The organism is Undibacterium sp. TJN25 (assembly GCF_049339885.1).
Lineage (GTDB): Bacteria > Pseudomonadota > Gammaproteobacteria > Burkholderiales > Burkholderiaceae_D > Undibacterium.
Genome location: NZ_JBMPPM010000001.1, coordinates 133,631 through 154,608, shown reverse-complemented (window position 1 = coordinate 154,608; position 20,978 = coordinate 133,631). Strand labels below are relative to the sequence as shown.

Annotated in this window: 18 protein-coding genes; 12 read left to right on the top strand and 6 right to left on the bottom strand. The window is 57.0% G+C overall.

Annotated elements, in window-relative coordinates; genetic code table 11:
* The first annotated feature begins 45 nt into the window (after positions 1–45).
* The 8 genes from flgE (at position 46) to flgL (ending at position 9,237) form a co-directional block, all read left to right on the top strand.
* Complete coding sequence (gene flgE, locus ACO0LO_RS00650; protein WP_422962265.1) at positions 46–1,338, top strand: flagellar hook protein FlgE; 1,293 nt, start codon at positions 46–48, stop codon at positions 1,336–1,338.
* Between the two features lie 68 nt (positions 1,339–1,406).
* Positions 1,407–2,147, top strand: a complete 741-nt coding sequence (gene flgF / locus ACO0LO_RS00645) for a flagellar basal-body rod protein FlgF (protein WP_422962264.1) — start codon at positions 1,407–1,409, stop codon at positions 2,145–2,147.
* A gap of 145 nt (positions 2,148–2,292) precedes the next feature.
* Positions 2,293–3,072: a flagellar basal-body rod protein FlgG gene (gene flgG / locus ACO0LO_RS00640; RefSeq protein WP_422962263.1), complete on the top strand. Its 780-nt coding sequence runs from the start codon at positions 2,293–2,295 to the stop codon at positions 3,070–3,072.
* A 12-nt stretch (positions 3,073–3,084) separates the two neighbouring features.
* Positions 3,085–3,783, top strand: coding sequence for a flagellar basal body L-ring protein FlgH (locus ACO0LO_RS00635; protein WP_422962262.1), 699 nt, complete (start codon positions 3,085–3,087; stop codon positions 3,781–3,783).
* 37 nt (positions 3,784–3,820) lie between these two features.
* Positions 3,821–4,951 carry a flagellar basal body P-ring protein FlgI gene (locus ACO0LO_RS00630; protein ID WP_422962804.1) on the top strand — a complete coding sequence of 377 codons (1,131 nt, stop codon included), beginning with the start codon at positions 3,821–3,823 and terminating at the stop codon, positions 4,949–4,951.
* A 15-nt stretch (positions 4,952–4,966) separates the two neighbouring features.
* The gene (gene flgJ, locus ACO0LO_RS00625) at positions 4,967–5,872 is read left to right on the top strand and encodes a flagellar assembly peptidoglycan hydrolase FlgJ (protein WP_422962261.1); all 906 of its coding nucleotides are present in this window, start codon (positions 4,967–4,969) and stop codon (positions 5,870–5,872) included.
* Positions 5,873–5,976: 104 nt separating this feature from the next.
* Complete coding sequence (gene flgK, locus ACO0LO_RS00620; RefSeq protein ID WP_422962260.1) at positions 5,977–7,938, top strand: flagellar hook-associated protein FlgK; 1,962 nt, start codon at positions 5,977–5,979, stop codon at positions 7,936–7,938.
* 60 nt (positions 7,939–7,998) lie between these two features.
* Positions 7,999–9,237: a flagellar hook-associated protein FlgL gene (gene flgL, locus ACO0LO_RS00615; RefSeq protein WP_422962259.1), complete on the top strand. Its 1,239-nt coding sequence runs from the start codon at positions 7,999–8,001 to the stop codon at positions 9,235–9,237.
* A gap of 77 nt (positions 9,238–9,314) precedes the next feature.
* Here the strand turns inward: flgL and ACO0LO_RS00610 are convergent, their stop codons facing one another.
* Positions 9,315–10,637 carry an amidase gene (locus ACO0LO_RS00610; protein WP_422962258.1) on the bottom strand — a complete coding sequence of 441 codons (1,323 nt, stop codon included), beginning with the start codon at positions 10,635–10,637 and terminating at the stop codon, positions 9,315–9,317.
* A gap of 280 nt (positions 10,638–10,917) precedes the next feature.
* On the opposite strand from ACO0LO_RS00610, the gene ACO0LO_RS00605 reads away from it, so the two are divergent.
* The 3 genes from ACO0LO_RS00605 (at position 10,918) to ACO0LO_RS00595 (ending at position 16,748) form a co-directional block, all read left to right on the top strand.
* A complete protein-coding gene (locus ACO0LO_RS00605) occupies positions 10,918–11,379 on the top strand; it encodes a GNAT family N-acetyltransferase (protein ID WP_422962803.1) in 462 nt (153 codons plus the stop codon).
* Positions 11,380–11,677: 298 nt separating this feature from the next.
* Complete coding sequence (purL, locus tag ACO0LO_RS00600) at positions 11,678–15,679, top strand: phosphoribosylformylglycinamidine synthase (protein WP_422962257.1); 4,002 nt, start codon at positions 11,678–11,680, stop codon at positions 15,677–15,679.
* 319 nt (positions 15,680–15,998) lie between these two features.
* The gene (locus ACO0LO_RS00595) at positions 15,999–16,748 is read left to right on the top strand and encodes a substrate-binding periplasmic protein (RefSeq protein ID WP_422962256.1); all 750 of its coding nucleotides are present in this window, start codon (positions 15,999–16,001) and stop codon (positions 16,746–16,748) included.
* Between the two features lie 56 nt (positions 16,749–16,804).
* On the opposite strand, the gene ACO0LO_RS00590 is transcribed toward ACO0LO_RS00595, so the two are convergent.
* Entirely contained in the window at positions 16,805–17,551 is a 747-nt protein-coding gene (locus ACO0LO_RS00590; protein WP_422962255.1) for an SDR family oxidoreductase, read from the bottom strand.
* Between the two features lie 149 nt (positions 17,552–17,700).
* Between ACO0LO_RS00590 and ACO0LO_RS00585 the strand changes: the two genes are divergently transcribed.
* Entirely contained in the window at positions 17,701–18,672 is a 972-nt protein-coding gene (locus tag ACO0LO_RS00585) for a LysR substrate-binding domain-containing protein (protein ID WP_422962254.1), read from the top strand.
* A 141-nt stretch (positions 18,673–18,813) separates the two neighbouring features.
* On the opposite strand, the gene ACO0LO_RS00580 is transcribed toward ACO0LO_RS00585, so the two are convergent.
* From ACO0LO_RS00580 to msrB, 4 genes are read right to left on the bottom strand one after another with little or no spacing between them, the layout of a single operon-like run.
* A complete protein-coding gene (locus ACO0LO_RS00580; RefSeq protein WP_422962253.1) occupies positions 18,814–19,587 on the bottom strand; it encodes a peptidylprolyl isomerase in 774 nt (257 codons plus the stop codon).
* A 41-nt stretch (positions 19,588–19,628) separates the two neighbouring features.
* Positions 19,629–19,916: a BolA family protein gene (locus tag ACO0LO_RS00575; RefSeq protein WP_422962252.1), complete on the bottom strand. Its 288-nt coding sequence runs from the start codon at positions 19,914–19,916 to the stop codon at positions 19,629–19,631.
* Positions 19,913–20,533 (bottom strand): septation protein A, encoded by a 621-nt coding sequence (locus ACO0LO_RS00570; protein WP_422962251.1) that lies wholly within the window; start codon positions 20,531–20,533, stop codon positions 19,913–19,915. The genes ACO0LO_RS00575 and ACO0LO_RS00570 overlap by 4 nt, the downstream gene beginning before the upstream one ends.
* Positions 20,530–20,928, bottom strand: a complete 399-nt coding sequence (gene msrB, locus ACO0LO_RS00565) for a peptide-methionine (R)-S-oxide reductase MsrB (RefSeq protein WP_422962250.1) — start codon at positions 20,926–20,928, stop codon at positions 20,530–20,532. The genes ACO0LO_RS00570 and msrB overlap by 4 nt, the downstream gene beginning before the upstream one ends.
* Positions 20,929–20,978: the final 50 nt, after the last annotated feature.

The window sequence follows — 20,978 nt, the reverse complement described above, 5'->3', positions numbered from 1 at the left end:
AATTATCCGCGTGCCTGCCGGCATGCAAATTAAAGGGAGTTAATCATGGGTTTTGGACAAGGCTTGAGCGGCCTGAACGCATCTTCCAAATCATTGGACGTCATTGGCAATAACATTGCCAATGCGCAGACTGTAGGTTTCAAGGCGGCGCAGGCACAGTTTGCCGACGTCTATGCAAACTCCCTGAATGGATCGGGAGCGGGGCAGGTCGGTATCGGTGTGAAAGTTGCAGCGATTGCGCAGCAGTTCACGCAGGGGAACATCACGCCTTCCGACAATCCGCTGGATATCGCGATTAGCGGCGCGGGCTTTTTCCGCATGTCGGACAATGGCGCGATCAGTTATACGCGCAATGGCCAGTTCCATCTGGATGACGACGGCTTCATTACCAATGCACAGGGTTTGCAACTGACCGGCTATCCAGTATCCAGCACAGGCCTGATCCTGGCTGGTACGCCGGTGCCGCTGCATATCGACACCAAAGACCTGGATCCGAAAGTGACGACAGAGGCCGATACGCAGGTCAACCTGGATTCCCGGGCGACTCTGCCGACGGTAACCCCATTTAATTCGGCTGATCCGAACAGCTATACCCAGTCCGAACCGGTGGATGTCTACGATACCTTGGGCAATAAGCATAGCCTGCAGGTTTTTTACGTCAAAACCGGCCCAGCCGTTGGCGCAACTGGCCCAGGAACCTGGGATATGTTCGCCACACTGGATGGGGTTGCAGTTCCATCCACGGACCCCGCTGCTCCCGCTGGTGGCCAGATCGGACAACTGTCCTTCGATACCCTGGGCAAGCTGGATCCCGCCGCTACGGTGCCGGTTACCTCGCCTTTGTATAACTTCGGCATGGACCTAAGCGCGATTACGCAGGCATCGGGCGCTGCGGCACAGCAAATCACGTTTAGCGTCAACAACAGTACGCAGTTCGGTGCGGCCTACAGCCTGAATGCGCTGCATCAGGATGGTTTCACCTCGGGTAAATTGTCCAAGTTCAATACCGGCAAGGACGGCACCATCTTGGGTACCTATACCAATGGCCAGACCGCCAAACTGGGCCAGGTTGTCTTGTCCAATTTTACGGATGATAACGGCCTGCAGTCTATCGGTAACAACCAGTGGCTGGAAACCTCGGAATCCGGACCTCCATTGTCCGGTGCGCCTTCCGTCAGCGGCCTCGGTAGCCTGACTTCTTCAGCCACTGAAGATTCCAATACCGACCTGACCGGCGAACTGGTCAACATGATCACGGCGCAGCGCAACTACCAGGCGAATGCGCAGACGATCAAGACCGAAGACCAGATCATGCAGACACTGGTCAATCTCAGGTAATCCGGCTGGATCAGGTTAGATAAGTAAGCTAAGCAACAGGCAATGGCCAACAGCAAAGGGGAGGCAGGATGGATCGCTTAATTTATACGGCGATGACGGGTGCGAAGCACATCATGGAGCAGCAGGCGACGACTTCGCACAATCTTGCCAACACTTCCACTACGGGTTTTCGCGCACAGCTGGATTCTTTCCGGGCGGTTCCCGTCATCAGCGATGGCCTGCCCACGCGCACCTTTGTCGTTGATTCCACCGTGGGCACCGACTTTTCCACGGGCGGCATGCAGATGACAGGGCGCACGCTGGACGTCGCCATTCAAGGCAAGGGCTGGCTCGTCGTGCAGCAGCCGGACGGCAGCGAAGCCTATACGCGCAGCGGCAGTCTCAAGCTGAATGAGAACGGCGTGCTGCAAACACAAGGCGGCCTCAACGTCATGGGCGATACCGGTCCGATCACGATACCGCCGGACGTCAACCTGACGATAGGTGCAGACGGCACGATTTCCAGCATACCCAATACCGGCCAGCAGAATGCAGTCAATGTGCTGGGCCGGCTGAAGCTGGTCAACCCGGATGAAAACAACCTGGTGCGCGACGACGACGGCCTGTTCAAGACCAAGGATGGCGTGCCTGCACAGGCCGATGCCAATGTCACTGTTGCAGACGGCACGCTGGAAAACAGCAATGTCAATATTGTCGAGGCAATGGTGTCGATGATCAACCTGGGCAGATCCTTCGAAATGCAAATGAAGATGCTGACAAACGCTGAGAGTAACGCTGCAAAAGCAGATCAGATCCTCGCTTTGAGCTGAACATAAGCGGGTTACAGTAAGGTGTCGTCATGGCTCGGCTTTCCGGCAGCAATTGTTCTCGCAGCGGCCTGTCGATAGTAGTAATGAGGCAATTTGAAGCAATCGTGTTAGCGGTGTACTTGCAGAAGCAACAAGGAGAAAGAAAATGATACGTTCACTATGGATAGCCAAAACAGGGCTGGATGCGCAGCAGACCCAGATGGACGTTATCAGTAACAACTTGGCTAACGTCAGTACGACCGGCTTCAAGCGTTCGCGCGCGGTGTTTGAGGATCTGCTATACCAGAACATACGCCAGCCCGGCGCCCAAAGCTCGCAGCAGACGCAGCTGCCTTCCGGTTTGCAAATCGGCACCGGCGTGCGTCCGGTAGCGACTGAACGTATCCATACGCAAGGCAACCTGCAGGCCGCCGGAAGCAAAGACATGGCGATCCAGGGCGAGGGTTTTTTCCAGGTGCTGATGCCGGACGGTACAACCGCCTATACCCGCGACGGCTCCTTCCAAACCGATAACCAGGGTCAACTGGTGACTTCCAGCGGTTATGTGATCCAGCCGGCGATCACCATTCCCGCCAATGCGCTGACGATTACCGTCGGGCAGGATGGCACGGTATCGGTGACGCAGCCGGGTACAGTTGCTTCCACCCAGGTAGGCTCCATCCAGGTCGCAACCTTTATTAATCCCACCGGCTTGCTGTCGCTGGGACAAAACCTGTACACCGAAACATCGGCTTCTGGCGCTCCCAGCACCAATACGCCCGGCACCAACGGCGCGGGTTCGGTCGCACAGAATTATGTCGAGTCATCGAACGTCAACGTGGCGGAAGAGCTGGTCAACATGATACAGACGCAGCGCGCCTACGAAATCAACAGTAAAGCGATCACGACGTCCGACCAGATGCTGCAGCGCCTGACGCAAATGTAATGTGAGTGTGCCATGAAATTATTTTCATCTTTTTCCGCAGGCGCAGGTTTTGCTCAACTCGCCGTAGTGCTGGTTGCAGGACTGGTATCAAGCGCATGCTCCACTGTGCCTGAACCTATCGTGCGTCAGCCAATGACGGCAACGCCGCCCAGCGCATTGCCGCAGCGTGAAATGAATGGCGCTATCTTCCAGAATGCTTCTTACCGTCCATTGTTTGAAGATGCGCGGGCAAGGCTGGTCGGCGATACACTGACCATTTCGATCAGTGAAAATACTTCGGCGGGCAAGACAGCGGCGAGCTCCGGCAGCAAATCCGGTTCGGTGTCCATTGGCGCGCCGTCATTGCTGGGCTTGCCCAGTTCCATTACGTCCAGGGCGAGCGCGTCCAGCACCGGTTCCAACCAGTACAGCGACAAAGGCGCCCAGACTTCCAGCAATACCTTCAACGGCGTCATTGCAGTGACAGTGATCGATGTCATGTCCAACGGCAACCTGATGGTCAGCGGCGAAAAACAGCTGGGCTTCGACAAGGGGGCCGAATACGTGCGGTTTTCCGGCGTGATCAATCCCCGGACCATCGCCGCCGGCAACGTGGTCGCGTCGACACAGGTCGCCGATGCCCGCTTTGAATACCGTTCTACAACCAAGGTGGATAAGGCGGAAATCAATTCCATGCTGAACAGGTTCTTCCTGAGCTTTGTTCCGCTATGACAATGTTTGCTGATGTGCCACGGTTTAATTGAGAATGATGATGAACGCTGTAACCCCTTCCAGATTGATCAAGCTCGCCATCCTCGGTTTGGGGCTGGTTTGCGCCGTCGCCGGCCCGTTTGCGCATGCCGAACGCCTGAAGGATCTGGCCGGCATCCAGGGGGTACGCCAGAATCAGCTGATCGGTTACGGTCTGGTCGTAGGCCTGGACGGCAGCGGCGACCAGACCACACAAACTCCGTTTACCGTGCAGAGCGTGGTCAATATGCTGCAGCAGATGGGTGTCAGCCTGCCTGCAGCGACGAGCCTGCAGTTGAAAAACGTGGCAGCGGTCATGGTGACGACGTCGTTGCCGCCGTTTGCGCAGCCGGGCCAGGCGCTGGATGTAACCGTATCTTCAATGGGTAATGCAAAAAGCCTCAGCGGCGGCACTTTGCTGCTGACACCGCTGAAAGGCGTGGACGGACAGATCTATGCGATGTCGCAGGGGAATATTGTCGTTGGCGGGGTAGGCGCTTCCGCCAACGGTAGTTCCGCGCAGGTCAACCACCTGAGCGTAGGCCGTATTTCCGCCGGCGCCACGGTGGAAAGGGCTGTTGCATCGCCGCTGGGACAGGGCAACTTGGTGCATCTGGAATTGAATACTACCGATTTTTCTACCGCCAGCCGCGTCGTTGATGCGATCAACCGCCGCTTCGGCCCCGAGACTGCGGCGGCACTGGACGGCCGCGTGATACAGGTGCGTGCACCGGTGGCCAATGACCAGCGCGTCAGCTTCCTTGGCAACCTGGAAAGCATAGACGTCACACCGGCGCAGATGCAGGCCAAGGTAATCCTCAATGCGCGTACCGGCTCCATTGTCATGAACCAGGCGGTCACGCTGGATTCCTGCGCGGTCGCGCATGGCAATTTATCCGTCGTGATCAATACCGACAATGCCGTCAGCCAGCCGAATGCACTGGCCGGCGGCCAGACTGCCGCCACGGCAAATTCCACTATTTCCATCAACAAGGAAGCCGGCCAGCTGGTCGTGCTGAAAGCCGGCGCATCGCTGGCGGAAGTGGTCAAGGCCCTCAATGCCATCGGCGCCAAGCCGCAGGATTTGCTGGCGATTTTGCAGGCGATGAAAGCCTCCGGCGCCTTGCGCGCCGATCTTGAAATTATCTAAGGACGGGAGCACAGGATGATTTCTCGCGCAGACATCAGCGACAAGGCCGCCTTCGACAGCAAAAGCCTGGACAGCCTCAAGCAATCGGCCAAGGACAATTCGCCCGATGCGCTGAAAGCCGCCGCGAAGCAGTTCGAAGGCCTGTTCATGAATATGATGTTGAAATCCATGCGCCAGGCCAGCGCTTCGACCGAGAGCCCTTTCGAAAACGAACAGACCCGCATGTATACTTCCATGCTGGACCAGCAACTGTCCCAAAACATGGCAAGCAAAGGTGTCGGTCTGGCCGATGCACTGGTCAGGCAGCTGTCGAACAATGCGGCCAGCAAGATGATGCAGCCCGGCAATGCCGCTGACAGCAGCACCAATGCCAAAGCGATAGAGTCTTACCTGACCAGCCAGAGAGCAAGTTCGACCGCAACGACCAGCGTTACTGATATTTCAGGCAAGTCGGCGCGGCTCAGCCACGTAAGGGAATTCCAGAACAAGCTGGCCGACGACGCCGAAGCCGCCAGCCAGGAAACCGGCATTCCTGCCAAATTCATGATAGGCCAGGCGGCGCTGGAAAGCGGCTGGGGCAAGAAGGAGATCAAATCCGCCGACGGCAGCGCCACGCACAACATTTTCGGCATGAAAGCAACCAAGGACTGGAAGGGCAAGACCGTTGACGCCGTCACCACTGAGTACGTGAATGGCGTGGCACATAAGAAAGTGGAGAAATTCAAGGCCTATGATTCGTACAGCGACGCCTTCAAGGACTATGCAAAGCTATTGACGACGAATCCGCGTTATGAAAATGTCATTGCAAATGCCAAAGATGCCACCAGCTTTGCTTATGGGCTGCAAAAAGCCGGTTATGCAACTGATCCGCAATATGGGAATAAACTGAGCAAAATCATCAATCAAACCTTGTCGGCGTGACATCTATTTGCAAAAAAATAAGATGGTTTAACAAGGCTTATTAAAGTTTTCGTGGATCAGGCCGAAAACTCGTATGTAGGTTACCGAGAGAACGCAACAATATTATGTCAAACATTTATAGCATTGCATCCAGTGCGTTACAGGCCGCCCAGATCGGCATTGCCACCACCGGCCATAATATTGCCAATGCATCAACTCCAGGATATAACCGCCAAGTCGTTATCCAGGCTTCCAATCCAGCGCAACAATACAGTTTTGGCTTTGTAGGCCAGGGCACGCAGGTTGCCACTGTCAAACGCGTCTACGACCAGTTTCTGCAGCAGCAGGTCAACGCTGCAACTTCTTCCAAGAGCGAACTGGATACCTACGCCAGCCAGATTACCCAGGTTGCCAACCTGGTTGCAGATGCTTCTGCAGGCCTGTCGCCGGCTGTCAGCGATTTTTTCAGCGCTTTCAGTACGACGAGCTCGTTTAACAGGACCGATATCATTTCCAAGGCGCAGACGCTAGCCTCGCGCTTCCAGAGCCTGCAAGGCCGCCTGAATGAAATCGGCGCCGATACCAATGGCCAGATTACCAGCAGCATTACCACCATCAACGGTTATGCGCAGGGGCTTGCGCAGCTGAATGACGCAATCCAGAAAGCAGAAGCCGGCGGCTCCAGCAACGGCCCGCCGAATGATTTGCTGGATCAGCGCGACCAGTTGGTGACCCAGTTGAGCCAGATCGTCAACGTCAATGTCGTCAAACAAGGAACTGCCTACAATATAACGATAGGCACCGGCCAGCCATTAGTGCTTGGCTCCGATGCGCAGGTCTTGCAGGCAACGACTTCGCCGACCGATCCGCAAAGGGTGGAGATCGCGATTTCCGGAGCGAATGGAAGCTTTACCCAACTGGGTGAAAATGCGATCCAGGGTGGATCGCTCGGCGGTTTGCTGCAATTCCGCGCCAACACGCTGGATGTGGCGCAGAACCAGCTTGGCCGCGTGGCAATCGGCCTGGCGACCCAGTTCAATAATCAGAACAAACTGGGCCTGGACCTGAACGGCGTTCCGGGCGGCGATATTTTCTCGGTTGCCCAGCCTTCCGTGGCACCGAGCAGCCTGAATACCGGTACCGGCGCGCTGACCGCGAGTTTCGAGCCGACCACTGGCGGCAATACCGGTGTCAATGCCTTGACCGGCAGCGACTATAGCGTGCGCTTTGACGGCACCAACTTCAAGATCACCCGGCTTTCCGACGGCAACGCCACGACCACGGCCACCTTTCCTGTGACAGTGGACGGCGTGGTGTTCGATATGCCCAGCGGCACGCCTAATGCCAATGACAGCTACCTGGTAAGGCCTACTGCGAACGGTGCATCCGCTTTCAGCGTGGCGTCAACCGATCCGGCAAAGATTGCCGCAGCGGCCCCTATCAGCACCTCCGTTCCCTCCACCAATACCGGCACAGGCAAGATCAGCGCCGGTTCGGTCGATTCCACATTTGTGCAAGGCAGCGTGGTGGCCGGCACACCGCTGGAATTCAGCTTTGACTCGGCGACCAATACGCTGGTGCCGAATGCCGCCATGGCGGCCTATCCGATCACTGCGACAATCAACGGTACTGCTACCACCTATCCAGCAGGCACCAGCGTCCCGTATGCCAACGGCGCGACCTACAGCTTTGGCGGCATGACCGTGAGCCTCTCCGGTACGCCGGGCGATAAGGATGTGTTCGATGTATCGCTGAATGCCAATCCCGTCGGCGATCTGCGCAATTCCAATCTGCTGGCGGGCCTGCAGGACAAGAAGGGTTTGATCGGCGGCACGGCAAGCTATACGGATGCCTATGCGCAGATGGTTGCGCAGATCGGTAACAAGACTGCCGAAGTACAGACGACCGGTGCTGCCCAGACGGCCTTGCTGGCGCAGGCGACGGCAGCGCAGCAGTCGGAATCCGGGGTCAACCTGGATGAAGAAGCAACTAATTTGCTGCGTTATCAGCAGACATATCAAGCAGCGGGAAAAGTGATGCAGATTGCAAGCCAGATGTTCCAGACGCTCCTCACCATCGGCGGTTGATTGGCGTTAATCGTTGATGCATCGTTGATCAAGCAAGACGGCAGTTGAAAAGGTTTTATTATGCGCATCAGTACGAACACGATTTTTGAAACAGGCGGCTCCCAGATCAGCAACCTGCAGTCCAATCTGTACCGGACGCAGCAAATGATCTCCGCCAATACCAAGATACTCAATCCGGGCGACGACCCGATCGGTTCTGCGCGCGCATTGGTTATTTCACAATCCGAAGCCATCAACGATCATCTGGCTGCAAACCGCAATACCGTCAAAGGTAGCCTGAATACAACGGAAGGCGCGCTGGCCAGCGTGACGACGCTGCTGCAGAATGCCAAGGGCCTGGTCGTCAGCGCCGGTAGCGGCGCGTTGTCCGCCAGCGACAGAGCGTCTTATGCGACACAGCTGCAAAGCACCATGAACGACTTGCTGGGCCTTGCCAATTCTCGCGACGGCTTTGGCGACTATATGTTTTCCGGCTATGCGACGACCACCCAGCCGTATACGCAGACGGCCGGCGGCGCTACATACAACGGCGATCAGGGACAGCGTACGCTGCAGGTGGATACCTCAAGACAGCTGGCGCTGAGCGATATCGGCCCAGCAATTTTCGGCAACATCCGCGCTTCTGCAGGCAGCTTCAATACACGCGCCAATGCCGCCAATACCGGCACGCAGACGATTGCTGCAGTCAATACCGCGACCCCAACGGTTCCGCCCGCCGTATTGACCGGTCATAACTACAGTATCGTATTTACGGACCCGGCGACCTTTAACGTCACCGACACGACGACTGGCAATGTCGTTGCTTCTGCACAGGCATATACCAGCCCCAGCACAACGGTGACGGTGGATGGCATCGACATGACGCTGAGCGACACCACAGGGCCAGGCGGTACGACAGTGCCACCGGCAGCAGGAGACCGTTTCTCAGTGCAGCCGGGTAACCAGAATATTTTTGAAACCTTCCAGGACATCATCAATGCATTGAACGGGCCTGGAACCAATCCCCAGGACAAGGATGACCTGCAGGCTGCGCTGGCGCAGGCGAATACGAATATCGACAAGTCGCTGGACAATGTCAGCAATTCGCGTACGACGGTAGGCTCCAGCCTGGCTGAGATCGATGCGCTGGACGATGACGGCTCCAGCAAGAATATCAATTACAAATCTGCGTTGTCGGACATCCAGGATCTGGACTACGCAAAAGCCATTACATTGCTGACGCAGCAGCAGATTACGCTGCAGGCTGCACAGAAGTCGTTTATCTCAACGTCTTCGCTGTCGCTGTTTGCGCTGCTGTAAAAGACGCCGTTTTCTTTTTTGCTACGGCCCGGACTGAACATCCGGGCCGTTTGCTTTTTTGGATGGCCAGCCGACTTTCAAGAGCGCCGTAGTACCGCTTCCACCGCCAAAGCCACGGCGAGGATGCGGCTGTCCGCATTGGCCGTTCCCGCGATACTCAGTCCCACGGGCAGGCTGCCGGCTTCATGGCAGGGGATGGAGATGGCGCAGCCGTCGAGGATATTGATGGTTGCGGTATTGCGCAGCAGCAGTGAGTTCGCGGCAAAGAAGGCATCGTCGGAAGCTTCCAGTTCCGCAATCAGCGGCGCGACGATGGGGACGGTGGGCATGATGACTGCGTCGAACAGCGAGAACTCCGCTTCCATGGCTGCGATCCAGCGTTTTCTTGCTGTGTGCAGATCGATATAGTCTGCTGCGCTCAAAGCCGCCCCCAGCTTGATGCGTTTGGAGACGCGCCGGTCGTAGCCTGTTTCCCGGCTGGCCAGCAGCTGCCTGTGCCATGCATAGGCTTCTGCGGCAGAGAACATGCCTAGCGGACGGTAATCCGGCAACATCGCCATCGTTGCTTCAATGATGACGGCGCCAGCAGCGGACAGACGCGACAGCGTGCGCGCAAAGGTAGAGGCTACGTGGCTGTCCAGGTCATCCAGCATCAGGGTTTGCGGCACCGCCAGCCGCAGACCTTTTAGCGGAAGTACCGGGATGTCCAGAACCTTGTCGGCGATGATGCGGTCCATGGCGATGCAGTCGCCGACGGTATGCGCCATCGCGCAAATCGTGTCCAGCGTGGTGGACAAGGGCAGGGCGCCCGTGGCGGGAACCCTGCGCGCAGTCGGTTTGAAGCCGGTCAGCCCGCACAGTGCCGCGGGAATACGTATTGAGCCGCCGGTGTCTGAACCGATGGCAGCAACGCAGATGCCGGCGGCTACCGACACCGCTGCGCCGGAAGAGGAACCGCCGGGTATGCGCTGCGCTTGCCGGTCTGCTGGATTGGCGGCGGTGCCGTAATGCGGGTTTAGCCCCACACCCGAAAATGCGAATTCCGTCATATTGGTTTTGCCGACGATTGCCGCCCCCGCGCGGCGCAGGCGGCTGACCACCGCGGCATCTTTTATGGCAGGTGCCGCATCCTTCAGAACGACAGAGCCCGCCAGCGTGGGTTCGCCTGCGACATCCAGCAAATCCTTGATCGAAACCGGCAGGCCCGCAATGGCCGACAATGGCGCTGCACCGGCTGCCTGCATGTCGTCCGCATAGACGGCGGCAGCTGTTGCGGCTTCGGGGTACAGCCTGGTGAATATGGACTTGCTTTGCGCGGCGGCATGCAGGCTGGCTTCAATGCCGGCCTGGCGCGAATTCCCGCCTGGTGCGTTGATGGTAGGGAGGGGAAAAGTGGTCATGGAACGCCTGACGGAAAAGGGAAAAGGAAAAAGAAAAAATAGCGGATGCCAAAAATATACCGGATTTCCGCCGGCTTCGGTAGAAGCCCGGCAAGTTAGTCTCAACAGCCTGGGGGTACAACTGTTTGCTTTGGCAGCAGCCGGATTGGCTATGTCAATCCCGGCAATATTGGCTCTTTCATCCTGCGGCCTTTGCGTTTATCGTCTGCCTCACGATGCTCCTCTCCACAGGGCAAGGGCAGTGTCGAAGACAATATTCTTTAGAGAGAAAGCAGGCACTATGAATGACCACGTCACCGTGCGCCCGGCGCAGGAGTCAGACTACCCATGCTGGAAAATCCTATGGGAAAAATACAATGCGTTTTATGGGAGGCATGGCGACACTGCGTTGCCGCAGGAAGTGAGCGACATGACGTGGAACCGTTTCTTCGATTCCCATGAGCCCATGCATGCCATCGTGGCTGAGCTGGACGGCAAACTGATCGGCATTGCACATTTCCTGTATCACCGCAGCACTACACACATTGCCCCGACCTGCTATCTGCAGGATCTGTTCACGCTGGAAACGGCGCGCGGTAAAGGCTTAGGCGGCGCCCTTATCGCCCATGTATACGCACACGCAAAAAATGCAGGTTCCCAGCGCGTCTACTGGCAGACGCATGAAACCAATGTACAGGCGATGCGTCTGTACGATCAGGTCGCCGAAAAATCCGGTTTTGTCGTTTACCGCAAAATGCTATGAGCCTGCGAGTGTCGGCGATATTCGATGACATCCGGCGATACTATCCAGTCGGTGATTTTGGTATCAAAATTGCACCTTTAATGCCAGGAGTCCGCTAAAAGCCGCCAATGCAGGCGATTTTTAGGACGAGTTTGCCCGCCACGGGGTATTTCACCTGACAGCGGGTGGAGCTTAGGGGCGTCGTCGCGGTATAATCCCGGTTTCTGATCCAACCCGCGATGTTGCTTGCTGCAGGCTTATGTTTTACCCGCGCTGCTTTGCCCGGCTGCAAGCACCTTGCATCACTTTCTCTCTCGCCATGTTGATATTGCCAGGTTCTAATGCCCTGTCTGCCTTCCGTACCCAAGGTCTCTTGTCCAAATTGCAAGCTGTCGATGCCAATATTAACGGCGTCACCGGACGCTATCTCCATTTTGTCGATAGCGCCGCTGCGCTGAGCGCCGATGACCAGGGGCGCTTGAATGCCCTGCTGACCTACGGTGATGCGTTTTCTGCCATTGAAGACGTTGAAGCCTTCATCGTCATTCCCCGTTTCGGCACGATTTCTCCATGGGCGAGCAAGGCGACTGACATTGCCCATAATTGCGGCATGTCGCACATCAAGCGGATAGAGCGTGGCGTCAGCTATGCGGTGCAGTTGAAAACCGGCTTGCTGGGCGGCGCCAAGAAATTGACTGAAGAGGCAAGGCAGGCCGTCATGGCGATCCTGCATGACCGCATGACCGAGATGGTGCTGCAAGATAAAAACGCTGCTGCCGGCCTGTTCAAAGAACTGGAAGCCAGGCCGCTGGAGTCTGTTGACGTGCTGGGCGGCGGCAAGGGCGCGCTGGTTGCCGCCAATACCGATCTGGGCCTGGCCCTGTCTGATGACGAGATCGATTATCTGGCGGATGCATTCATCCAGGCAAAACGCAATCCTACCGACGTCGAACTGATGATGTTCGCGCAAGCCAATAGCGAACATTGTCGCCACAAGATATTCAATGCGGACTGGACCATCGACGGCGAAAAGCAGGACAAGTCGCTGTTTGCAATGATCAAGAACACCCATCTGCTGCAGCCCAAAGGCACAATCGTCGCCTACAGCGACAATTCCTCGATCATGGAAGGCGCCAGTGTGCAGCGCTTTTATCCGCGCGGCGCGGAGCAGGGCAATACCTATGCTTCGTCGGAAGAGCTGACACATACGCTGATGAAGGTGGAGACGCATAATCACCCGACTGCAATTTCGCCTTTCCCCGGCGCGTCCACTGGCGCCGGCGGCGAAATCCGCGATGAAGGTGCGACAGGGCGCGGCGCCAAGCCCAAGGCCGGGCTGACCGGCTTTACCGTTTCCAATCTGATGTTGCCGGATGCCTTGCAGCCCTGGGAAAACGCAAGCGACACAGTCTCCGGCGAAGCCGGTAAAGCCGTGTACGGCAAGCCTGACCGCATCGCCTCGGCATTGCAGATCATGATAGAGGGCCCCCTGGGCGGCGCAGCGTTCAACAATGAATTCGGCCGGCCCAACCTGGGCGGTTACTTCCGTACGTATGAGCAGAACGTGGGCGGCCAGGTGATGGGCTACCACAAACCGATCATGATTGCCGGCGGTATCGGCAGTATCTCGGACAAGCACACGAAGAAAAATGACCTGCCTGTAGGAAGCCTGCTGATCCAGCTGGGCGGCCCCGGCATGCGCATAGGCATGGGCGGCAGCGCCGCTTCGTCGATGGCGACGGGCACCAACACAGCCGACCTCGACTTCGATTCGGTACAACGCGGCAATCCAGAAATGGAAAGACGCGCGCAGGAAGTGATCAACGCCTGCTGGCAACTGGGTGATGCCAATCCCATCCTGTCCATCCATGACGTAGGGGCGGGCGGCCTGTCGAATGCTTTCCCTGAGATCACCAACGACGCCAAGCGCGGCGCGATTTTCGACCTGCGCAAAGTGCCGCTGGAAGAAAGCGGCATGGCGCCTAAGGAAATCTGGAGCAATGAATCCCAGGAACGTTATGTGCTGGGCATCGCGCCCGAAAGCCTGCCGCTGTTCCAGTATTTTTGCGAACGCGAGCGCTGCCTGTTTGCAGTGGTCGGCACGGCGACCGAAGAACGCCAGCTGAAAGTCATCGATCCCGAGCATGGCAATTCACCGGTGGATATGCCGATGGATGTTTTGCTGGGCAAACCGCCGAAAATGCACCGCGACGTCAGCCACGTCAATACTGCGTTCCCGGCGATAGACCTGACCGGCATGGACCTGCTGGACGTATCGCAGCGCATCCTCAGCCTGCCTACCGTGGCCGACAAATCTTTCCTGATCACGATAGGTGACCGTACCGTCGGTGCGATGTCGGTGCGTGACCAGATGGTGGGGCCATGGCAGGTTCCGGTGGCGGATTGCGCCGTCACTGCGATGAGCCTGGAAGGCTATCTGGGCGAAGCGATGTCCATGGGTGAACGCACGCCGCTGGCGGTGATTAACGCCGCTGCGTCGGGCCGTATGGCAGTCGGCGAAGCCATCACCAATATCGCTGCCGCGCCTATCAGGGATATCTCCGACATCAAGCTGTCCGCCAACTGGATGGCGGCTTGCGGCCAGCCGGGCCAGGATGCCGCATTGTTCGATACGGTGAAAGCAGTCGGCATGGAACTGTGCCCTGCACTGGGCATCAGTATTCCGGTCGGCAAGGATTCGCTGTCCATGCGTACTACCTGGAAAGACGGCGACCAGCAAAAGTCCGTGACGTCGCCGGTATCGCTGATTATTTCCGCATTTGCGCCGGTCTATGATGTCAGGAAGTCGCTGACGCCGCAAATACGGCTGGACGCAGGCGATACCAGCCTGATCCTGATCGACCTGGGCCGCGGCAAAAACCGCCTCGGAGCATCTGCCTTTGCACAGGTCATGCAAAAACTCGGTGACCAGACGCCGGACGTGGATAGTGCAGAAGACCTGAAAGCCTTCTTTGCCGCCATCCAGCAACTGAACAGCGAACAAAAGCTGTTGGCCTACCATGACCGTTCCGACGGCGGCCTGTTCGCCACTTTGTGCGAAATGGCGTTCGCCGGCCGTAGCGGCCTGGCGATCAACCTGGATATCCTTGCAATGGAAAGCGAACATGCTTCCGACTGGGGTGACTCCAAGAACTGGGCAGGGCAGGTGGCTGAACGCCGCAACGACCTGACACTGCGTGCGCTGTTCAATGAGGAACTCGGTGCAGTCATACAGGTGCGCACTGAGCAAAGGTCGGAAGTCATGGACGTGCTGCGCACCCACAAGCTGGGCGCTTGTAGCCATATCATCGGCAAGGCCAATGACAGCGGCGTGATCGAGTTCACGCGTGACGCCAAGCAGATCTATAGCCAGCCGCGTGTCAAGCTGCACCAGCTGTGGAGCAAGACCAGCTGGCAGATTGCGCGCTTGCGCGACAATCCCGCCTGTGCGGACGCTGAATATGCTCGCCTGCTGGACTCCAAGGATCCTGGCATACAGCCGAAGCTGACTTTCGATCCGCAACAGGACATCGCTGCCCCTTACATCGCTACAGGTGTGCGTCCAAAGGTCGCCATCCTGCGCGAGCAGGGCGTCAATTCGCATATAGAAACCGCCTACGTCATGCACCAGTCCGGTTTCACTGCTGTCGACGTGCATATGAGCGACCTGATCGCCGGGCGTGCAAGGCTGGCCGATTTCAAGGGCCTGATTGCAGTGGGCGGATTTTCCTATGGCGACGTGCTGGGCGCTGGTGAAGGCTGGGCAAAGACCATTTTATTCAATGCAAAAATGGCGGAGCAGTTCTCTGAATTCTTCCATCGCGGCGATACCTTTGGCCTTGGCATCTGCAACGGTTGCCAGATGATGAGCAATTTGAAATCCATCATCCCTGGCGCACAGGCCTGGCCTAAATTCACGCGCAATAAATCGGAGCAGTTCGAGGCCCGCTTTGCCATGGTGGAGGTCATGGAGTCTTCGTCCATCTTCATGCAGGGCATGTCCGGTACGCAAACTGCGATTGCCATAGCGCACGGTGAAGGCTTTGCCGATTTCTCCACGACCGGAGATATCGCGCGGGCGAACGTGGCAATGCGCTTCGTCAATAACCAGGGCCAGGCGACCGAAGCCTATCCTTACAATCCTAACGGTTCGCCGCAAGGCATTACTTCCGTCACTACCGATGACGGCCGCTTTACGGTATTGATGCCGCACGCTGAGCGCGTATTCCGCTCGGTGCAGCAATCCTGGCATCCGGACTCATGGGGCGAGTATTCGCCATGGATGCGCATGTTCCGCAATGCGCGCCAATGGGTGGCTTAAGCTCAGCAAGGGAAAGGCGCCGCAAGGCGCTTTTTTTATGTGTTTTTATTTTTTGCCATCGTGTTCAGGCATTTTGAGCCGATACTCTTGAAATACGGCAATATTCTTTTTGCTGTGCGGAATGTAGGCACGATGGTCTGTCAGAGAATGTTAAGTTCACATAAAGACACTTGCCTAACAATGCGGAAAGTCTTAACTTTCGGACATGGCGGCAAATCGGCGGCAACACCCCGGCCCGATGGCGGACCAGGAGCTTCAGGCAATGCCTGAAAATGTCCTTAAAAAATGAAATGGTGATTTTCCGGATTACTGATACTGCATGCGTTTTTTTGTAATCATCTTTTTTTGCCTGCTTGCGTTTCAGGCTGAACCTGCCCGCGCGCAAGCCATGAAAGCCTGTGGCGGCGACGGCAACTGGCCGCCCATGTCTTACGTGGCGTCTGTCAGCCAGCATGTCGAGGGCTTGTCTGTCGATGTGCTGCGGGCGATCTTTCCAGAGCCGTCAGTCGCGCTGCGGCCATGGGCGCGCTGCCTGCACGAAGTACAGACCATGGAGGGCTATGATATTGTCATGTCGGTATTCCGAACCCCGGAGCGCGACAAGGTCTTTCTTTTTTCCCATTCCTACCTGAGCCTGACCCCCTCATATCTGTATGCCACCGCGCGCTATGCGGAACCGCCGGTGAAAACGCTGGCGGATCTGTCGCATCTGAAGGTATGCGCACTGCATGGCGCCTCCACTTTTTATACCCGGCTGCCAACGACCACGATAGAAAGCGGCGCAACGAATTACTCCAGCCTTATCAAGAAAATTGACCGCGGCTATTGCGACGTTATTGTCGATATGCGGGAGGTCTTCCAGGGATTTTCCAACCAGGGCATGCTGCCGTTTAATAATGGCCAATACCGTATTTTTCCTCTGCCGGGCACCGACAAGTATCCATTGCATTTCGGCATCAGCCGCGATCATCCGCAAGCGGCGCAACTGATAGATCAGATTGACCGCGGGCTGGCGGACATGCAAAAAAACGGAAAGCTTGCCCTGATCATTGCCCACTACCAGTTATAGAACAAGCGTCAATGCCGGCGGCTTCTAGCCGGATGTTCATACCTTAGCTTACTCTCTCAAGGCACTTGCCGGGTCGGCCGGAACAGGATTTCGTTCACGTCCATGTCTTCGGGCTGGTCGATGGCGAAGGCCACGGCCCGTGCGAAAGACGCGGCTGGGATGGCAACTGCCTGGTAGAAATCGCGCATGCCTTGCGCGATGTCCTGCTCGGTGACGCTGCCCTTCAGTTCGCTGTCCACCGCACCTGGCGACACGATGGTGGTGCGGATGTTCCAGGCCTTGGTCTCTTGCCGCAGGCCTTCCGACAAAGCCCGCACGGCATGCTTGGTTGCACTGTAGACGGCGCCGTTGAGCATGACCTTGTGGCCAGCTACTGACGACACGTTGACGAACTGGCCGGACATCTGGCGCTGCATGTGCGGCAGGGCAGCCGCGATACCGTATAGCACGCCCTTCAGGTTCACGTCGATCATGCGGTCCCATTCGTCAAGCTTCAGCCTTTCAAGCGGCGACAGCGGCATGAGGCCTGCGTTGTTGACCATCACGTCGATACGTCCGAAGGTCTGTACGGCGGTATCGACCAGGCGCTTTACCTGGTCGCGCTCAGTGACGTCGGTGGCGATGGCGATTGCCTGTTGCCCGGAGTGATTCAGTTCGTCGGCCAGTTGCTGTAGACGGTCGGTGCGGCGCGCGCCGAGCACGAGGTGCGCGCCGTGCGCACTCAACAAGCGTGCAGCTGCTTCGCCGAGGCCGCTGCTGGCACCTGTGATAGCGATGACCTTGCCTTTGATATTGCTATTCATGAGACTCTCCTGATGGTAGTGACGGGGATTGAGGTGGTGGCGCCGGAATCAACTATAGGCGGTATACTGTCAAGCCACTAGACGGTTGTCTCTTGATCCAGTCGCAAGTTCAAGTTGATACTGCCGATTCACATTTTCCGGAGGACCACATGCCCATCAGCGACTTTCGCGCCATTGAGACCTTCACCAAGGCTATCGAACTCGGCAGCATCCGGCGTGCTGCGGCGGCCCAGGGCGTCAGCCCGCAGGCTGCGAGCCAGGCACTCGCAGCGCTTGAGGCAAGGCTGGGCGTACGTCTGCTGCATCGCACGACGCGCAGTATCGCGCTCACTTCCGAAGGGCAGCAATTCCTTGAGGCCACCCAGCCTGCATTGGCGGCACTGGAGCGTGCTGTCGACCGCGCCCGCACCGCGAAGGACGAGATCGCCGGGCCGCTGCGCATCGTCGCCCCAAAATATTCGTTCCTGCCCTTGCTCTGGCCCCTGGTCGACGAGTTTTGCCGCCGCTACCCCGAGGTCCAGCCGGATGTGAAGCTCGACGACCGCATCGGCAACTGGGTGCAGGACCGTGCCGACATCGGCTTTCGCATCGGCTCGGCGCCGGAAGACGGCCTTGCCGCTCGCCGTCTCTTTGCCATGCAGCTGATTGTGTGCGCCGCGCCGGCCTATATTGCGGCACGCGGCGCGCCGAACTCGATCGAACAACTGGCCTCGCACCGATGCAGCGTGTTCCGGCATCCCGGTACCGGCCGTGTGCTGCCCTGGCTTCTTAAGGTCGGTGGCGAAGTGGTTTCGCATGACCTGCCACCTGCCTTATCAACGAATGATGCGCAGCTTGAGACCGAGGCGGTGCTTTCGGGTCATGTGATCGGCCTGTTGTCGGGCCTGTCGGCGGCACCCCTGATCCGTGCAGGACGGCTCGTACCGCTGCTTGCGGACCACGCCAGTGATCACATGAGTGTGCATATCTATTATGGAAGCCGCACGGCGCAGCCTTCGCGCGTGCGGGCTTTCATCGACATGGCGGTGGAGCGGCTGGCAGGATCCTCAGACTACGTGCTGGATGCCAAAGAGTTGGCCGTGGCTGAAGCGAAAGGGCGCAGAAAGATGCGGCGGGGATGAGGCGGGGTTGAGGTGGTATTCGATACGGCATCCTGTGCCGGATGTGCTCCGCTTCGGGAGGGAGCGATAAAAAAAGGGCGCTATTAATAATTAATAGCGCCCTTTTTGTGTCTGGCGGAAGTTCCGCCAGAACTGGTCCAATTACTGGATTTTTGCTTTTTTCAGCAGTGCTTGCTGGTAAATCTGAACCTTCTGGTTTTGCAAGCCTTCGGTGATTTGCGGCTTCACTTCTTCCAGCGTAGGGAACTTCGCAGTGCGGACGTCTTCCAGCTTGATGACATGGTAGCCGAACTCGGTCTTCACAGGCGTTTCAGTGATCTGGCCTTTTTGCAGGGCGACCAGCGCTTGCGAGAAAGGTGCTACGAAAGTACCTGGGGAAGCCCAGTCCAGATCGCCGCCTTTAGCTGCGGAACCGGTATCCTTGGATTGCTTGGCCAGTTCTTCAAACTTGGCGCCGGCTTTCAATTTGGAAATGATGGCTTTTGCGTCGTCTTCCTTGTCCACCAGGATATGGTAGGCGTGATACTCTTTATCGCCAGCCTGTGCTTTTACCTTGTCGTATTCAGCCTTGATATCCGCATCCTTGACCGGGTTTTTTTCGACGTAGTCACGCAGCAAGGCGTTGATCAGGATGGACTGGCGGTTCATTTCCAGCTGGGTTTTCACTTCAGCATTTGCGGCCAGGCCGGATTTTTCTGCTTCCTGGGTCAGCACTTCGATGCCGATCAGGCGTTCCCTGACCGCGGCGCGCAGTTGGGGGCTGTCTTGCTGGCCTTGCGCTTTTGCCTGCTTCAGCATCAGGTCCAATTTGGCAGATGGGATTGCCTTACCATTGACGACGGCAACGTTTTGCGCCATTGCAGGAAGAGCAACTGCAAGAAGTACTACCAGCAAATGAGCAGGTTTAAAAGTCATTATCTGTTCCTAAAATAACAAAGTAAATAAAAACTAAACGGTTAGGTTGGCATCTCTGAGGGAGCCAATGCAACGATCGCAAGGGCATGTATTTCCGTATGCATCATATCGCCAACGGCATCATACACTAGACGATGACGGGAAATGCGATTTAATCCCTCAAATTGCTTGCAAACCAATTTGACGCTGTAATGACCTCCTCCAGAGGCGGCACCGGCATGTCCGGCGTGCGCAGCGGAGTCATCCTGTAACTGACAGGCGAGAGGCTGAAAAGTTTCCGTCAGGCGCGCCTGGATGCGGTTAAAGCGGTCGTCAGGGGGAGTGCTCATGCTGTTTCCTCCATGTATTTGGACAGGAACAGGCTTTGTGCGACGACAAAAGCCGGCATGATCGCCACGATGGAAATCAGCTTGAAATTCACCCAAGTGTCTGTACTGAAGTTGAAAGCAACAAATATATTCGCAAAACCCATGATGATGCAATAGCCTATCCATACGATCCCCAGCCTGCTCCATATAAGGTCGGGCATCTTGATCTGCGATTCCATCGCAGTGCGGATCAGGTTTTTCCTGAAAATATATTGCCCCATGAACAAGGCGGCTCCATAGCACCAGTAGAGCACGGTAGGCTTCCACTTGATGAAAGTTTCGCTATGAAAATAAATGGTGAGGCTGCCGAATACGCTGATAATGATAAAAGAGATCCATAGCATCGCATCGACTTTCTTCCTGCGTGCCAGCAGGTAGCCGATCTGCAGCACCGACGCCAGCATCGCAATGGCGGTTGCCAGCAGGATAGGAGCCTGGTCCGGCGTAGCGATGCCGCCGGAGATCAGGCCTGACAAATAGTGCGATGCCAGGTCTTGCGCCTGGGGTACATGGCTTTCGCCCCATTTGAAGGTGACGAAAAACAGGATGACGGGAAACAGGTCAAACAAAAATTTCATGACTTGGGCTCGAATCTCAGTGACGCGGAATTGATGCAATAGCGCAGGCCGGTCGGCGGCGGTCCATCCGGAAACACATGGCCCAGATGGGCATCGCAGACATTGCAGATAATCTCGGTACGGACCATGCCGTGCGTGCGGTCCACTTTTTCGCGTACGTTGGCGGGGTCCAGTGCCTTGAAGTAGCTGGGCCAGCCGCAGCCCGAATCAAATTTGGCGTCGGATTCAAACAGGGGCGTGTTGCAACAGACGCAAGTATAAATACCGGCCTCGTGATGGTCCCAGAATTCGCCGGTGAACGCGCGCTCGGTCGCAGCGTGGCGGGTGACTTCGTATTCCATTGGCGTCAGTTCTGAGCGCCATTCAGCGTCGGTTTTGGTGACTTTGCTCATCATTGTTTCCTTTATTTATTCCACTCTGATCCCGGATGCCGGTATCGGTGCAT

Coding starts and splice junctions, on each gene's coding strand:
- flgK (WP_422962260.1), top strand. CDS start 5,977: ATGTCAAACATTTATAGCATTGCATCCAGTGCGTTACAGGCCGCCCAG.
- ACO0LO_RS00595 (WP_422962256.1), top strand. CDS start 15,999: ATGCGTTTTTTTGTAATCATCTTTTTTTGCCTGCTTGCGTTTCAGGCT.
- ACO0LO_RS00575 (WP_422962252.1), bottom strand. CDS start 19,916: ATGAGCACTCCCCCTGACGACCGCTTTAACCGCATCCAGGCGCGCCTG.
- ACO0LO_RS00590 (WP_422962255.1), bottom strand. CDS start 17,551: ATGAATAGCAATATCAAAGGCAAGGTCATCGCTATCACAGGTGCCAGC.
- ACO0LO_RS00630 (WP_422962804.1), top strand. CDS start 3,821: ATGATGAACGCTGTAACCCCTTCCAGATTGATCAAGCTCGCCATCCTC.
- ACO0LO_RS00585 (WP_422962254.1), top strand. CDS start 17,701: ATGCCCATCAGCGACTTTCGCGCCATTGAGACCTTCACCAAGGCTATC.
- flgF (WP_422962264.1), top strand. CDS start 1,407: ATGGATCGCTTAATTTATACGGCGATGACGGGTGCGAAGCACATCATG.
- flgE (WP_422962265.1), top strand. CDS start 46: ATGGGTTTTGGACAAGGCTTGAGCGGCCTGAACGCATCTTCCAAATCA.
- ACO0LO_RS00605 (WP_422962803.1), top strand. CDS start 10,918: ATGAATGACCACGTCACCGTGCGCCCGGCGCAGGAGTCAGACTACCCA.
- flgG (WP_422962263.1), top strand. CDS start 2,293: ATGATACGTTCACTATGGATAGCCAAAACAGGGCTGGATGCGCAGCAG.
- ACO0LO_RS00610 (WP_422962258.1), bottom strand. CDS start 10,637: ATGACCACTTTTCCCCTCCCTACCATCAACGCACCAGGCGGGAATTCG.
- ACO0LO_RS00580 (WP_422962253.1), bottom strand. CDS start 19,587: ATGACTTTTAAACCTGCTCATTTGCTGGTAGTACTTCTTGCAGTTGCT.
- flgJ (WP_422962261.1), top strand. CDS start 4,967: ATGATTTCTCGCGCAGACATCAGCGACAAGGCCGCCTTCGACAGCAAA.
- ACO0LO_RS00635 (WP_422962262.1), top strand. CDS start 3,085: ATGAAATTATTTTCATCTTTTTCCGCAGGCGCAGGTTTTGCTCAACTC.
- ACO0LO_RS00570 (WP_422962251.1), bottom strand. CDS start 20,533: ATGAAATTTTTGTTTGACCTGTTTCCCGTCATCCTGTTTTTCGTCACC.
- flgL (WP_422962259.1), top strand. CDS start 7,999: ATGCGCATCAGTACGAACACGATTTTTGAAACAGGCGGCTCCCAGATC.
- msrB (WP_422962250.1), bottom strand. CDS start 20,928: ATGATGAGCAAAGTCACCAAAACCGACGCTGAATGGCGCTCAGAACTG.
- purL (WP_422962257.1), top strand. CDS start 11,678: ATGTTGATATTGCCAGGTTCTAATGCCCTGTCTGCCTTCCGTACCCAA.